This window comes from Bradyrhizobium yuanmingense (assembly GCF_900094575.1).
GTDB lineage: Bacteria > Pseudomonadota > Alphaproteobacteria > Rhizobiales > Xanthobacteraceae > Bradyrhizobium > Bradyrhizobium yuanmingense.
Genome location: NZ_FMAE01000001.1, coordinates 435,995 through 450,253 on the forward strand (window position 1 = coordinate 435,995; position 14,259 = coordinate 450,253).

At 64.5% G+C, this 14,259-nt stretch carries 14 protein-coding genes; 10 read left to right on the forward strand and 4 right to left on the reverse strand.

From position 1 onward, the window contains the following. Positions 1-129: 129 nt before the first annotated feature. On the forward strand, positions 130-1,023 hold the full coding sequence (locus GA0061099_RS01895) for a sugar kinase (protein ID WP_036025837.1): 894 nt from the start codon (positions 130-132) through the stop codon (positions 1,021-1,023). Between the two features lie 6 nt (positions 1,024-1,029). Then, entirely contained in the window at positions 1,030-1,938 is a 909-nt protein-coding gene (locus GA0061099_RS01900) for a ribokinase (protein ID WP_036025838.1), read from the forward strand. A 161-nt stretch (positions 1,939-2,099) separates the two neighbouring features. Here GA0061099_RS01900 and GA0061099_RS01905 read toward each other — a convergent pair whose 3' ends face one another. Next, positions 2,100-3,317, reverse strand: a complete 1,218-nt coding sequence (locus GA0061099_RS01905; protein ID WP_036004678.1) for an NAD(P)/FAD-dependent oxidoreductase — start codon at positions 3,315-3,317, stop codon at positions 2,100-2,102. A gap of 226 nt (positions 3,318-3,543) precedes the next feature. Here GA0061099_RS01905 and GA0061099_RS01910 point away from each other — a divergent pair, with 226 nt between their 5' ends. Further along, entirely contained in the window at positions 3,544-4,338 is a 795-nt protein-coding gene (locus GA0061099_RS01910; protein ID WP_036025840.1) for an enoyl-CoA hydratase/isomerase family protein, read from the forward strand. 12 nt (positions 4,339-4,350) lie between these two features. Here GA0061099_RS01910 and GA0061099_RS01915 read toward each other — a convergent pair whose 3' ends face one another. Then, positions 4,351-6,063: an IlvD/Edd family dehydratase gene (locus GA0061099_RS01915; RefSeq protein ID WP_036025842.1), complete on the reverse strand. Its 1,713-nt coding sequence runs from the start codon at positions 6,061-6,063 to the stop codon at positions 4,351-4,353. A gap of 221 nt (positions 6,064-6,284) precedes the next feature. On the opposite strand from GA0061099_RS01915, the gene GA0061099_RS01920 reads away from it, so the two are divergent. Together GA0061099_RS01920 and GA0061099_RS01925 are read left to right on the forward strand one after the other, a co-directional pair. Beyond that, a complete protein-coding gene (locus GA0061099_RS01920; protein ID WP_036025844.1) occupies positions 6,285-7,211 on the forward strand; it encodes a hypothetical protein in 927 nt (308 codons plus the stop codon). A 450-nt stretch (positions 7,212-7,661) separates the two neighbouring features. Beyond that, on the forward strand, positions 7,662-8,558 hold the full coding sequence (locus tag GA0061099_RS01925; RefSeq protein ID WP_244620972.1) for a transporter: 897 nt from the start codon (positions 7,662-7,664) through the stop codon (positions 8,556-8,558). A 15-nt stretch (positions 8,559-8,573) separates the two neighbouring features. Here the strand turns inward: GA0061099_RS01925 and GA0061099_RS01930 are convergent, their stop codons facing one another. Continuing rightward, positions 8,574-9,506 carry a LysR family transcriptional regulator gene (locus GA0061099_RS01930; protein WP_036025848.1) on the reverse strand — a complete coding sequence of 311 codons (933 nt, stop codon included), beginning with the start codon at positions 9,504-9,506 and terminating at the stop codon, positions 8,574-8,576. Positions 9,507-9,611: 105 nt separating this feature from the next. Between GA0061099_RS01930 and GA0061099_RS01935 the strand changes: the two genes are divergently transcribed. The 4 genes from GA0061099_RS01935 to GA0061099_RS01950 all read left to right on the forward strand — a co-directional run bounded on the left by GA0061099_RS01935 (position 9,612) and on the right by GA0061099_RS01950 (position 12,058). Further along, positions 9,612-10,424: an SDR family NAD(P)-dependent oxidoreductase gene (locus tag GA0061099_RS01935; protein ID WP_036025849.1), complete on the forward strand. Its 813-nt coding sequence runs from the start codon at positions 9,612-9,614 to the stop codon at positions 10,422-10,424. A gap of 30 nt (positions 10,425-10,454) precedes the next feature. Next, entirely contained in the window at positions 10,455-10,988 is a 534-nt protein-coding gene (locus GA0061099_RS01940) for a YkgB family protein (RefSeq protein WP_036025850.1), read from the forward strand. A 162-nt stretch (positions 10,989-11,150) separates the two neighbouring features. Continuing rightward, entirely contained in the window at positions 11,151-11,603 is a 453-nt protein-coding gene (locus GA0061099_RS01945) for a carboxymuconolactone decarboxylase family protein (protein WP_036025851.1), read from the forward strand. 44 nt (positions 11,604-11,647) lie between these two features. Further along, the gene (locus GA0061099_RS01950; RefSeq protein ID WP_036025852.1) at positions 11,648-12,058 is read left to right on the forward strand and encodes a cupin domain-containing protein; all 411 of its coding nucleotides are present in this window, start codon (positions 11,648-11,650) and stop codon (positions 12,056-12,058) included. A 7-nt stretch (positions 12,059-12,065) separates the two neighbouring features. Here GA0061099_RS01950 and GA0061099_RS01955 read toward each other — a convergent pair whose 3' ends face one another. Continuing rightward, positions 12,066-12,890 carry an NAD-dependent epimerase/dehydratase family protein gene (locus GA0061099_RS01955; RefSeq protein ID WP_036025853.1) on the reverse strand — a complete coding sequence of 275 codons (825 nt, stop codon included), beginning with the start codon at positions 12,888-12,890 and terminating at the stop codon, positions 12,066-12,068. A 90-nt stretch (positions 12,891-12,980) separates the two neighbouring features. On the opposite strand from GA0061099_RS01955, the gene GA0061099_RS01960 reads away from it, so the two are divergent. Next, the gene (locus GA0061099_RS01960) at positions 12,981-13,958 is read left to right on the forward strand and encodes an SMP-30/gluconolactonase/LRE family protein (RefSeq protein WP_036025854.1); all 978 of its coding nucleotides are present in this window, start codon (positions 12,981-12,983) and stop codon (positions 13,956-13,958) included. Positions 13,959-14,259: the final 301 nt, after the last annotated feature.

Genomic DNA, 14,259 nt, shown 5'->3' on the forward strand with positions numbered 1-14,259 from the left:
TTCCCGGACCATGCTGACCTCAAGCGCTTCGGGCGGCAGTTTTGCGAATAATTTCAGCGTCCCTCCGGAGCGGAACCGGTGCTAGAGTAATCTCGCCGGCCGGGACCACAAGCGCATCACGGACAAGCAATGCAGGCTCTCTTCATCGGACAGACCTATATCGACGTCGTCTTCATCACCGACCACATGCCGACCGGCGACGAGAAGCACGTGGCGCGTGACTACGCGGTCTCCTTCGGCGGCAATGCGGTGACGGCGGCGTTCTGCTGCGCCAAGCTCGGCATCGTGCCGGACCTGATCGCGACCGCAGCCAATGACTGGCTGGGGCGCATGTTCCAGGACATGTGCGCGAAGTACGGCATCTCGCTGCATGGGCGCAAGGTCAACCAGTCCTCGCTCTCCTTCATCATGCCCAAGGACGGCAAGCGCGCCATCGTCCGCTGCCGCGACGACGAGCACATCCACCCCTTTCCGATGCTCAATCTCGGCGGCTGCCGCGCGCTGCATATCGACGGCCACCAGCCGGATGCCGCCATCCACTACGCCAAGGTGTGCCGCGAGGCCGGCATCCTGACCTCGCTCGACGGCGGCGGCCTGCGCACCAACACCCATGAGCTGCTGGAATTCATCGACGTCGCCATCGTCGCCGAGCGCCTGTGCGAGCAGATGGATCTGACGCCGGAGAAGATGCTCGACTATCTCAAGAGCCGCGGCTGCAAGATCGGCGGCGTCACCATGGGCGAGAAGGGCCTGTTCTGGTACGACGAAACCGGGACGGTGCAAGTGATGCCGGCGATGCCGATCCCGCGCGAGCGCGTGATCGACACCAACGGCGCTGGCGACGTCTTCCACGGCGCCTATGTCTATTCCTACCTCGCCCATCCCGGCAAAAGCTGGCGCGAGCATTTCGACTTTGCCCGCGCCGCCTCGACCTACAAGATCCAGCGCCTCGGCAACGAGGCCGGCTTGCCGACGCTGGTCGATATCGCCAAGGTCAGGCACGAGTTCGAGGTCAGGGTCTAGAAAGAGATGGGGCGGGTCTTCGTTGCCGGCAGCATCAACATGGATGTGGTGGCCACGGCCGATCGCCATCCGCGCGTCGGCGAGACCGTCGCCGGCCGCCAGGTCCTGTATTTCCCAGGCGGCAAGGGCGCGAACCAGGCGGTCGCGGCCTCGCGGTTAGGGGCGCGGACCACGCTGATCGGGCGGCTGGGCAGGGATTCGTTGGGCGCTGAGCTGAAGGCCTTTCTCGGCGACCAGGGCATCGACCTCGGCTATGTCGTGGAGACGGCCGAGGCGCACACCGGGACGGCCATCATCACGGTGGCCGAGGCCGACAACACCATCGTCGTCGTTCCCGGAGCGAACGGGCTGGTCGGCGCTGATGACGTCAAGGTCGTGCCGCTGCTGAAGGGCGACGTCGCCGTCAGCCAGTTCGAGATTCCGCTGCCGACGATCGCTGCCTTCTTCCACCGCGCCCGCGCGGCGGGGGCAGTGACCGTGCTGAACCCGGCGCCGGCGCAGAAGATGCCGGGCGAGCTGCTGGCGCTGGTCGACATCCTCGTGCTGAACGAAACCGAGCTCGGCTTCCTCGCCGGCGTTGAGCTCTCCGAGAGCGACGCGGCCGACCGCATCATCGATGTCGCGCGAAAACTTCAGGCGCGCGAGGACCAGACCATCTGCGTCACGCTCGGCAAGCGCGGCGTGCTCGCGTTCGCCGGGCACGAGGAGATCTCGGTGGCCGGCCGTGTGGTGAAGGCACTCGACACCACCGGCGCCGGCGACTGCTTCGTCGGCACGCTCGCCGCGCAACTGGCCGAGGGCGCAGCCTTGCGCACGGCCCTCGTCTTCGCTAACGCCGCGGCCTCGATCAGCGTGCAGCGCATGGGCGCCGGCCCGTCGATGCCGACGGGGGCGGAAGTGGCGGCGATACTGTAGAGGCCTCTTCGCCTCTCCCCGCTTGCGGGGAGAGGTCGGAATTTGCGAGAGCAAATTCCGGGTGAGGGGGACTCTCCGCGAGTCCGACTGCCATCCTATGCGCGGAGAAAGCCCCTCACCCCAGCCCTCTCCCCGTAAGAACGGGGAGAGGGAGAAGAACTTCATGCCAGCGCGCTCTTGAGGTCGAAGCTCTCGTCCGCGGCCTGCTCCGGCGTGATGGAGCGGTCCATAGCCTGCAATCTCCGGCCGAACATGTGATCGCCGGCGCGGTTGATGGATTCGATTCCGAGCAGCTTGTCGCCGTGATAGCAGAACGCCGAGAATGCCTTCTTGGCGGGATCGCCGCGCAGCACGACGCGGTCGTAGCCGGTCGTCAGTCCCGCGATCTGAAGCTTGTCGTCGCCTTGGTCGCTCCAGAACCAGGGATGGCTGTCGTACGGTTTCTTATCGCCGGTCAGCTTTGCCGCGAGGCAGCGGGCCTGGTCGGTGGCGTTCTGCACCGATTCCAGCCGCAGCGAGCCGCCGAAGCGCGGGCTTGCGAACAGCGCGCAATCGCCGATCGCCGAAATGTTGGGATCAGCCGTCGACAGATATTCATCGACGATGATGCCGGCGGCGACCGGCAGCCCTGCCTCGGCCGCGAGTTCGATGTTCGGCAGCACGCCGACGCCGACCACGACGAGGTCGGCCGGCAGATGCCGCCCGTCGCTCAAGGACACGCCGGTGACCTTGCCGGCCTCGGCTTCGATCGAGGTCGCCTGCACACCGAGATGGATACGGATGCCGGCCTCGCGGTGGCGCGCCTGAAAATATTCGGAGACCTCCGCCGTCACCGCCCGCGCCATCACACGCGGGGCGAGCTCGAGCACGTCGACCTCGAGGCCCTTGATGCGGGCGGTCGCGGCAAATTCGAGGCCGATGAAGCCGGCGCCGATGATCACGGCGCGCGTCTTCGACGGCATGATCGCGCGCAGCGCCTCGCTGTCATCGAGAATGCGCAGATATTTCACGTCGGGCAGATTGGCATTGGGCAGATCGAGCAGGCGATTGCGCGCGCCGGTCGCCAGCACGAGGTGCCAATAGTCCAGCGTCTCGCCGGATGCGAGATGCACCTTACGCGCGGCGCGGTCGATCGAGGCGGCGCGGCCGGCGATCAGCTCGATGCTCTGGTCCTGGTAAAACTTCTCAGGCCTGAACATCAGGCTCTCCGGGCCCGCGGAGCCCTTGATGTAGGCCTTGGACAGCGGCGGCCGCTGATAGGGCAGATGCGGCTCGTCATTGATCAGGCAGATGCGCTCGGCAAAGCCGGCCTGGCGCAGCGATGCCGCGATCTGGTAGCCGCCATGGCCGGCACCGACGATGATCACCGGGCCAGTCATCGGACAGCCCATTTCCGGAAGACACGAGCGTGACCCATGCCGCCTCCTCTCTCGCTGATTTTGCTTGCTGGCCTTGCGAGGAGCCGGCGCTCGTGTCCGTCCCTTGGCGAAAGCGGCTCCATTTGAGCCTATCGTTCCGCCCGGCGCAAGAGCGGTGGTTCGGGGATTGTCACCCCTGCCCTTCTGCGATTTAGTTCGAGCCTCGACCTCCTGCCGGAGAATCCAGATGACCGCTCCCGTCTCAAAGCCCGACGATCCCGCCCTGCTCAAGGTCGACGGCCCGATCGCGACCATCACGCTGAACCGCCCTGCCGCATTCAACGCAATCGACTTTGCGATTGCGCAGAAGCTCGAGCAGCTCGCGGCCTATCTCGAAGGCGCCGACGACATCCGCGTCGTGGTGCTCGAAGGCGAAGGCCGCGCGTTCTGCGCCGGCGGCGACCTGCAGACGATCGGGGCCGCCGCCGAAGCCGGCACGGTGACTTCAGTCGTCGGCGAGCTATTGAAGCACTATCACGCCTTCATCGAGATCATCAGGCGCATGCCGAAGATCTCGCTGTCGAGCGTGCACGGCTCGGCCGCCGGCGCCGGCATGGGCCTCGCCTTCGTCACCGATCTCTGCATCGCCGCTGACGATGCCAAGTTCACGCCGGCCTATGCCAAGATCGGGGTGTCGCCGGACGGCGGCTCGACGGTCGGCATCGTCGGCACGGTCGGCTCCCGCCGGGCGCTGCAGATCTTTCTCGCCGAGGATAATTTTACCGCGCAGCAGGCCTATGAATGGGGCTTGGTTGCCAAGACCGTCCCCGCGGCCGAGTTGAAGACCGCGACGCGAAAACTTGCCGAGCGTCTCGCGCAGAACCCGCCGGCTTCGATCGCCGGCACCAAGCAGCTGGTCTATCAGGCGGCGACCACGCCGGTGAAGCAGCAGCTCGATGCCGAGGAGCACAAGATCATCATGGCGATGAACACGGAAGCGTTCCGCACCGCCGTGAAGAAGTTCACGAGCAAGGGGAAGTAGCGAGGCGGTGGCTCAGCCCTTCGCGGGGCCCGTTCTCTGCATGAAGTCGAAATCGCAGCCCTCGTCGGCCTGCAGGATGGTCTCGTTGAACAGCCAGGCGTAGCCGCGCCGCGCCTCTTCCGGCGCGGCCACCGGCTTCAACGCAGCGCGGCGCCGCTCCAGCTCGGCGGCGTCAACCAAGAGTTCGATGCTGCGCTTGGCCACATCAAGGCGGATCATGTCGCCGTTCTCAACCAGCGCCAGCGGCCCGCCGACGGCGGATTCCGGGGTGATGTGCAGCACGATGGTGCCGAACGCGGTGCCGCTCATGCGCGCATCCGAGATGCGCACCATGTCCTTGATGCCGCCGCGCGCGAGCTTCTTCGGGATCGGCAGATAACCGGCTTCCGGCATGCCCGGCGCGCCCTTCGGGCCGGCGTTGCGCAGCACCAGCACGTCGTCGGCGTTGACGTCGAGATCGGGATCGTCGACCCGCAAGGTCATGTCCTCGACGGATTCGAACACGACGGCGCGCCCGGTGTGCTGCAGCAGCTTCGGGCTGGCGGCGGATTGCTTGATGACCGCGCCGCGCGGGGCGAGATTGCCGTGCAGGATGGCGAGGCCGCCCTCCTTCTTGATCGGATTATCACGCGGACGAATCGCATCCTGGCCCGGCACGTCCTCCGCATTCGCCGCGATCTCCCGCAACGTCTGGCCGCTGATGGTCTTGGCATCGAGGTCGACGAGATCGCCGAGCTGCGCCAGCAGCTTCGGCACGCCACCAGCGTGGTGGAAGTGCTCCATATAATGCTCGCCGGACGGCTTGAGATCGACCAGCACCGGCACCTCGCGACCGATCTGGTCGAACGCTGCGAGATCGAGCCGGTGCGGCGAGCGATGCGCCATCGCGGTCAGATGGATCAAGCCGTTGGTCGAGCCGCCGATCGCCTGCAGCACGACTTGCGCGTTCCTGAACGAGGCCGGCGTCAACACGTCGCTCGGCTTCGGACCCTTGGTCTTGGCCATCTCCGCGGCAACCTTGCCGCTGGCCTCGGCGAGACGGAAACGCTCGGCATGCGGCGCGGGAATCGTCGCGCTCATCGGCAGCGACAGGCCCATCGCCTCGATCATGCAGGCCATGGTCGAGGCCGTGCCCATCACCATGCAGGTGCCGACCGATGGCGCCAGCCGGCCGTTCACCGCCTCGATCTCGGCATCGTCCATGTCGCCGGCGCGATATTTCGCCCAGAGGCGGCGGCAATCGGTGCAGGCCCCCAGCACCTCGCCCTTGTGATGACCGACCACCATCGGCCCGACGGGGATGACCACGGTCGGCAGGTCGGCGCTGATCGCGGCCATCACCTGCGCCGGCAGCGTCTTGTCGCAGCCGCCGATCACGATCACCGCATCCATCGGCTGGGCGCGGATCATCTCCTCGGTGTCCATCGCCATCAGATTGCGCAGGTACATCGAGGTCGGATGCGCAAAGCTCTCCGCGATCGAGATGGTCGGGAACACGAAGGGCATCGCGCCCGACAGCATCACGCCGCGCTTGGCGGCTTCGATGATGTCAGGGACGTTGCCGTGGCAGGGATTGTAGTCGCTATAGGTGTTGGTGATGCCGACGATCGGGCGCTCCAGCGCGTCGTCAGAATAGCCCATGGCCTTGATGAACGCCTTGCGCAGGAACAGCGAGAAACCGGCATCGCCATAGCTCGTCAGACCCTTGCGCAAGCCACTCGTCATCAGGCGCTCCCTTCAGCTTTTGTCGTGGTGGTACCGCCTCGCCCCGTATTGTCAACAAGGCGCGCAAATGAACCCGGCGAGGCTCATCCGTCCCCGAGGACCATCGTCTGGTAGATCCCCCTCGATCGCACAACCGATTAACGACTTATTAGAAGTCTCTAGCGCAAATGGTTCTCGAAAAAAATAACAACCATGCCGGGTCCGTTGCCCGGAGAAATAGCATGAACGTACCCGGTGTCTTGATCGCAGCGGCTTTCGGCGCAGCTTTTTTTGCCGCCGAGTATGTGTGGTACTACCAGCCTGATTTCATCAACCCTGACGCCCTGATCAGCGCGCTCTCCACTGAACACATGAAAGCTCGCGCAGCCGTTCGACATGCGCTGATCGATCCAGGCACGGCCACATTCGGCGCCTTGCGTTCAGTCGAGGCCGGCGCTGCGAGGTATGTTTGCGGCGGCGTCAAGGCAAGGGACAAGTCCGGACAGTTCATCGACGCCCCCTTCGTCTACAGCGTGGCCATCGATTTTGCCCGCATCGATGACGACGGACGCATGACGCATCTGCGTTCGGGATACCGGCCCTGCCCCACTGAGGACGACAAGGTCGCGCAACGGCGGCCGGGTCTGTCGCCCGGCGCGTCGGCGGTCGTCAAGACCGTCCAGAAGATTGCTCCCGACGTGCAGACGTCGATTGCGCCGGTCCTGACAGCGCCTGCGGCCTCGGCGGGGGGATCGTCGTCCGGCGGGACAATGGAGCAGCAGATCCGCGAGCTGGCCGGCCGGACCGTTCCGCCTGATGCCGCACCTGGACAGGCAAATGCGCCCGCGAGGCGAGAGGCCGCCAAGGAAGGCGACTGGCGCGCCGATCGGCCTCCCACCGCCTGGCCCGCATTCCCGCCGGACCACGCACTGGCGAAGCCAACCCGGAAGCGAACCGCCTCGGAAGCACTGGCCCTGGCGAAACAGGTCGAGGATCGCTGGAAGCGGGCGGAATCATCGGGCGACATCTCCCTGCGTCCTTCAGCGGACGACATCGACGAGGCCTGCCGCGCGCTGCTCACGATCGATTCAAAAGACGCCCAATATCCAAACGCGTGGGCTGCCTTTGCACGATTGCAGAAAATGAGCCGGGACATCGCCAGAGGTTGATTCGACGGCTTGACCGGCCCGGCGGTCGTCCTTTTCGCAGCCTCTTGCAGCCAGCGCGGTCGACAGCTCTGGCGGGTACGTGCGGTCGCCAAGCGCGAGCACCGCTCCATCGTCAACCGCACGCGATCCCGACTGGTCTCGCATGGTCGGTGCCGCCAGCTGGTCTGGTATCAATTGGGTCCTGGCCCCCTCGAATGCCGGCCAGGCCCGCCTCCCACCCAGCAACAGCCTTGGAGCTCAGTCCAGCTGCGACATTTGAACGCAACTAAGAATGAGTCGCAAGAATTGCATCGACGGCGATTGCGTGAAATCTTTTGCGAATGACTTGCATTTGCAGGGGTCGGCGTATGTGCCCGAGACCTTCCGCCAATCAGCGGGTCTCGGCTTAGAGGTGACTTGTTCGTGTCTGGAATATTGAGCTTCCCGCGCGCCCTAGCGGCGGCAACGATCGTGGCCAGTCAGCTGGCGAGCTGCACCTTGGCCATCGCCGACGACAAGCGGGGACGCACATCTGGTACGCCTCCCGCCCCCGCGCAGAACCTGTCGTCGGCTCATTCGGACATCGACACCGAGCACATCTTCGGTTTCAGCATGGGCTCCGACATCGGCAAGCCCGGCGAAATGGAGATCGAGTTCGAGAATGTCGGCGCATTCGGCAAGCGCTCCGGCACTTACGCAGCCTGGGCCAATCTCAATCAGGTCAAATACACGGTCTCGGACAACTTCCGGATAGCACCCGGATTCGCACTGACCGGACATCACATCAATGGCGTTCCGGGACTTGCCGATCATCGCGACCTCGCTTTCGGCGGGGTGGCGCTCGAACTGCGCTACAAGCTGCTCGATCGTGCCGTCGCGCCCTTTGGGCTGACTCTCCATGCGCAGCCCGGCTGGAGCCGGATCGACGACGGCAGCGGCATGCACATCGCGCAATATGGCGCAGAATTTGCCGCCCTGTTCGATCGCGAGCTGGTCAAGGACAGGCTGTTCGCCGCCTTCAACGTCTGGTACGGGACCGGCGGAACCCGCGAGACCCTAACCAATCTTTGGCGACACGATTCCGAGATGCAGCTCCAGGCCGCGATCTCGTACGCAGTGCATCCCGACCTCGTGCTCGGCCTCGGCGTACGCTACGCGCGGGCCTATGACGGCGGCGGCCTCGACCGCTTTTTGGGAGACGCAGTCTTTGCTGGCCCAACCTTCTCCTACAACATCTCGAAGGAGGTCGGCATCTCCGGCACCTGGCAGATGCAGGTTGCCGGCCAGGCGATCGGCGACGTTCGCAGCCTCAACCTCGATCAGTTCGAGCGGCACCAAGCGCTGTTGCGGCTCAACCTGCATTTCTGATGTGCGGGCCCGCAGTTACGCCCGCGGCCTCCGCGGCGCAACCTTTCCGGGACTGTCGGCCAAGCGCGCCCTCAGGCGCGGCCCTGCGAAGTCGAGAAACGCTCGCAGCTTCGCCGGCATGAAGCGGTTGGGCGAGTAGACGAAGCTGACCGGCTGCGGCGGCGGTTGAAAGTCCTGCAGGACCGCAACGAGCTCTCCAGACCTCAGCGCATCCGACGCCAGATAGGAGAACACGACGGTGATCCCGATGCCTGCGCGCGCGGCATCGATGGCCGATTCCAGATTGCTTGCAATGAAGCGCGACCGCACCGGCACTGCATACTCGGTCTGCCCTCGTTTGAATCTCCACGTGCCCGGCGATTGAAGCGGAGGATAGCTGATGCAGTCGTGGGCGGAGACATCATCGGGAGCCTTCGGCGTTCCCCGCAGCTTCAGATAGGACGGGCTGGCGCAGGCGACGCGGTGAATTTCCCCCACGCGCACGGCGATCAGGCCGCTGTCGGCGAGATCGCCGACACGAAGCGCGACGTCAATGTTCTCGTCCAGAAGGTTAAGCGTCCGGTCCTGCAAGATGAGCTGAACATCCACCTCCGGAAATGCCGCAAGAAACTCGGCAAGGATCGGCTGCAAGCATAGCCGACCGAGCGCGACCAGCGTCGTGATGCTGAGATCGCCACGCGGCGTGGTGTATTCGCCGGAGGCAACGCGCTCGGCTTCGGTGAGGTCGGCGAGAATTCGCTTGGCCGCGGCGATGTAGGAGCGACCGGCGTCCGTTGGGACGAGCGCGCGGCTCGAGCGATGAAACAGCTTGGTCTGGAGGTGCTCCTCGAGCTCCGAAACCTTCCGGCTCACCGTTGCCAACGGCATTTTTTGACGGCGCGCGGCGGCAGACAGGCTGCCCGCCTCCGCCACCGCCAGGACCACCGACATGCTTTCGAGACGATCCATGGGACACTTCCATATTCTGGAAGGAAAGATCCCGATTTTGCCAGATACCCACCATTTCCGGAAGTGCCTATTCCTCTCCGCACCCAATCCGAAGGAGAGACGAAAATGACCCAGACCAGAACAGGCACTGCCCTCATCACCGGAGCTTCGACCGGAATCGGCGCGATCTACGCCGATCGCCTGGCGAAGCGCGGCCACGACCTCATCCTCGTTGCGCGCAACAGGCAGCGGCTCGCATCGCTCGCGCGCAGGCTCGGCAACGAAACTGGCCGCAAGGTGGAAACGGTGGAAGCCGATCTCACATCCCCTGCCGACCTCCGCCGCGTCGAGCAACTCATCAGAACCAACGGCGACATTTCGGTGCTGGTCAACAACGCCGGCGTCGGCGCCTCGGCCCCGCTGATCGATTCCGACATCGACAAGATGGAAGACATGATCCGTCTCAACGTCGGTGCACTGACGCGCCTGACCTACGCAGCGGTGCCCGGATTCATCGCCCGCGGCCACGGCACGATCATCAACATCGCTTCCATCGTCGCGATCGCGCCGGAGCTGCTCAACGGCGTCTACGGCGGCTCGAAAGCTTTCGTGCTCGCATTCACCCAGTCACTCGTTCACGAGCTCGCCGGGAAGGGCATCCGCATTCAGGCCGTGCTGCCGGGCGCCACTGCGACGGAGTTTTGGGACATCGCGGGCACGCCGGTTCACCAGCTTCCGGCAGAGATCGTCATGTCGGCCGACGACCTGGTCGACGCCGCTCTCGCCGGTCTCGATCTCGGCGAAATCGTGACGATCCCGGCGCTGGCCGACAAGTCGGAGTGGGATCGCCACGAGAGCGCGCGGCTTGCCATGACGAACAAGCTCTCGAGCACCATTCCCGCCCCCCGCTACAACCTGCACACGCACGTGAATGCGTGAGCGAACAACCGGCATCAAACGGAGATCACCATGTCACGCATCATCAGCCAATCGTCCACCTTATCCGTCGCCCTGCGCCGCACGATCAGTTGGCGCGAACAGTCTGAACGCCTGCTCGCTTACGCCGAACCGATCAGCCGGATCGGTCTCTACGCCTCGCTCGCAATCATTTACGCCTGGTTCGGCGGGATGAAATTCACCGACTACGAAGCACAGGGACTGGTGCCCCTGGTCGAGAACAGCCCGCTGCTGCGGTGGTTCTACACGCTGTTCTCGGTGCGCGGCTTCTCGAACTTTCTCGGCTTCGTCGAACTCAGCATCGGGGTTCTGATCGCGCTCCGCCTGTCCAGTCCGATCTACTCCGCGGCCGGCGGCCTGTTGTCGGCCGGGCTGTTCGTCACCACGCTGAGCTTCATGATCTCGACGCCCGGCGTCGTCGTGCCGGAGCTCGGGGCCCCCGCGATCACGGTCGCTCCGGGACAGTTCCTGCTGAAGGACGTCGGCCTGCTCGCCGCTTCCTTCTGGGTGTTCACGGACTCGCTGAAGGCCGTCATCCGCAGGTGAGAGCTCACACCACAGCGCAATAACCGAAATCGAAAAAGAGTCCCGCCCTGAAAATACGATTCAACCTCGCGGGGCTCGCGCTGCTCGCAGTGTTCGTCGTCGACAGCAGCGAGAAGGATCTGACCACTGCCGTCCGGCAGAATCACCGTCAAGGAGAGAAACATGAGTAAGCGTCTCGACTACAACCAGATCGCGCCGGCAGGCATCAAGGCGCTCGGCGGCGTCTACGGGTACGTCCTGCAGAGCCGGCTTTCCGCCACGCTGATCGAGCTGGTTTATCTGCGGATCTCTCAGATCAACAATTGCGCCTACTGCCTGGACATGCACACCCGCGACCTGCTCAACAAGGGAGAAAAGGTCGAGAAGATCGCGCTGCTGCAGGCATGGCGCGAGGCCGGAAATCTCTTCGACGAACGCGAACGGGCTGCCCTGGCCTGGGCGGAAACGGTGACGCGGGTCGCCGAGACCGGCGTGCCCGACGAGGCATACCAGGCCGCACGCGCTGTGTTCGAAGAACGTGAGCTCGTGGACCTCACGATCGCGATCAGCCTGATGAACGCCTACAACCGCATGGCCATCAGCTTTCGCGCAATGCCGGCGGCTGCCGCCGGCTGATGCGCTCACCGACAACATCCTGCACAATCCGAAAGGACATTCACATGACGAAACGTGGAACCGTGGTTGCGGCGGCGCTGATCGCCGCAATCAGCCTGGCTTCACTCTCGGCACGATCCGAAGAGCCACGACTGGGCGACATCAAGCGCACACATCTCATGAAGGAAGCGCTGAGTGCGCCCGGGCGCGAGGTCATCCAGGTTCGCGTCGACTTTCCTCCGGGCGTCGTTGCCGTCAGGCACAGTCACCCGGGCGAAGAGCTCGTCTATCTGATCGAAGGCGAGCTGGAATATCGGCTCGACGGCAGGCCGCCCGTCATCCTGAAAGCCGGGGACGTGCTGCTCATTCCTCACGGAGTGCATCACGCCGTGAAGAATGTCGGCAGCGGCAACGCCGCGGAGCTTGCGACCTACATTGTCGAGACCGGCAAGCCGCTGTTGACGCTCGGCCGGTGAACGATCTCTACCGCTTATTCCAGTCGATCACACGATCCGGATCAGCGTCGAACTCCATGCTGCAGAACGTGCCGCCCTGGAAATAATCGCCGACCGGATCCGGCTTCAGCTTGGCCTGCTCGGCCATGGCGTGGTCGCGGAACTCTTCGGCGCGGCCGGTGGGGCGATAGCCGAATTCGTAGGCGCGGTGGTTGTCCCACCAGGCGCGCTCGTTGAAGGAGGCGCCGTAGAAGATCTCGAAATGGATGTCGGGATGCTCGAGCCCGATGCGGCAGAGCTGCACGAGATCGTCCGGCTTGAGCCAGATCGAGAGCCGGCGCTTGTCGAGCGGCATGTCGCCGAAATTGCCGATGCGAAGGCAAGTCACCTTCATCCCGTGCTTGTCGGCGTAGAGCGCGCCGACGGCCTCGCCGAACACCTTGCTGACGCCATAGCGGCCGTCGGGGCGCGGGGTGACGTCGGTGCCGATCTTGTGATGGCGCGGATAGAAGCCGACGGCGTGGTTCGACGAGGCGAACACCACGCGCTTGACGCCCTTGCGGTAGGCGGCCTCGAACAGATTGTAGCCGCCGATGATGTTGGCCTGGAGGATCTGATCCCAGGTGCCTTCGACCGAATAGCCGCCGAAATGCAGGATGCCGTCGACGCCCTCACAGATCGCCTCGCATTGCGCGAGATCGGCAAGGTCCGCGGCCTTAAATTTTTCATCGGGGCCGAGATCAGCCGGTGGCTTGATATCGGACAGTAGGAGATCCGGGTAGATCGGCGGCAACAGCTTCCGCAGGCTCGTGCCGATTCCGCCCGAAGCTCCCGTCATCAAAATACGCGGCATGTCGTCCCTCGCCGTTGGTGACCGAATTTGCGATCACGTGTCTCTAATGATAGCAGGATTGTCCAGAGGGAACGAAACGAGAGAACCGGCATGAATGAGGCATCGTCCCACACGGAGGAACGGCCTGGTTGGCGGCCGGCGACCTATTATCCCGATCCCGCGATCAAAGCGCTCGATCCCCGCTTCGAAAAATACTGGCTGAAACTGTCGGCGGTGGAGCGGCTGGCGACCGGCCTGCGCTGGGCCGAGGGGCCGGTGTGGTTCGGCGACGGACGTTATCTGCTGTGCAGCGACATCCCGAACCAGCGCATCCTCAAGTGGGAGGAAGAGACCGGTGCGGTCAGCGTGTTCCGCAAGCCCTCGAATTTTGCCAACGGCAACACGCGAGACCGGCAGGGCCGGCTGATCACCTGCGAGCACGGCGGCCGGCGCGTGGTGCGCACCGAGTATGACGGCAGCATCACCGTGCTGATCGATCAATTCAACGGCAAGCGGTTGAACTCGCCGAACGATGTCGTCGTTAAATCGGACGGCTCGATCTGGTTCACCGATCCGACCTTCGGCCTGCTCGGCAATTACGAGGGCTACAAGGCCGAGCCCGAGATCGATCCGAACGTCTATCGACTCGATCCCGCGACCGGCAAGGCGACGATCGTCGCCGAGGGTGTGCTCGGGCCGAACGGGCTGTGCTTCTCGCCGGACGAGAAGATCCTCTATGTCGTGGAATCGCGGGGCGTTCCGAACCGAAAGATCCTCGCCTATGACGTCTCGCCCGAGGGCACCACGATCTCGAACAAGCGTATCCATATCGATGCCGGGCCGGGCACGCCCGACGGCATGCGCTGCGACATCGACGGCAATCTCTGGTGCGGCTGGGGCATGGGCGATCCCGAGCTCGACGGCGTCGTGGTGTTTGCGCCCGACGGCGTCCTGATCGGCCGCATCGCCCTGCCCGAGCGCTGCGCCAACGTCTGCTTCGGCGGCGTCAAGCGCAACCGCCTGTTCATGGCCGCGAGCCAGTCGATCTACGCGCTTTACGTGAACACGCAAGGTGCTGTGGGGGGATAGACGCGCCGCGAGCACGGTCTCGTAGGGTGGGCAAAGCGAAGCGTGCTCACCATCTCTCGTTCGTCGCGCGATGGTGGGCACGTCGCGCAAAGAGCGCGCCTTTGCCCACCCTACGAGATCTTTCCTCGGAATGCGAAACTCTCTGGCGCATTCCGGGGCGCGCCTGTTCGGCGCGAACCCGGAATCCATTGTGCGACGGAGTTTGTGGAGGAATGGATTCCGGGCTCGTCGCTTCGCGACGCCCCGGAATGACAGGACAGCGCTAAAAAACGCCGGAGGGGTTGCCCGCTCCGGCGCTTCG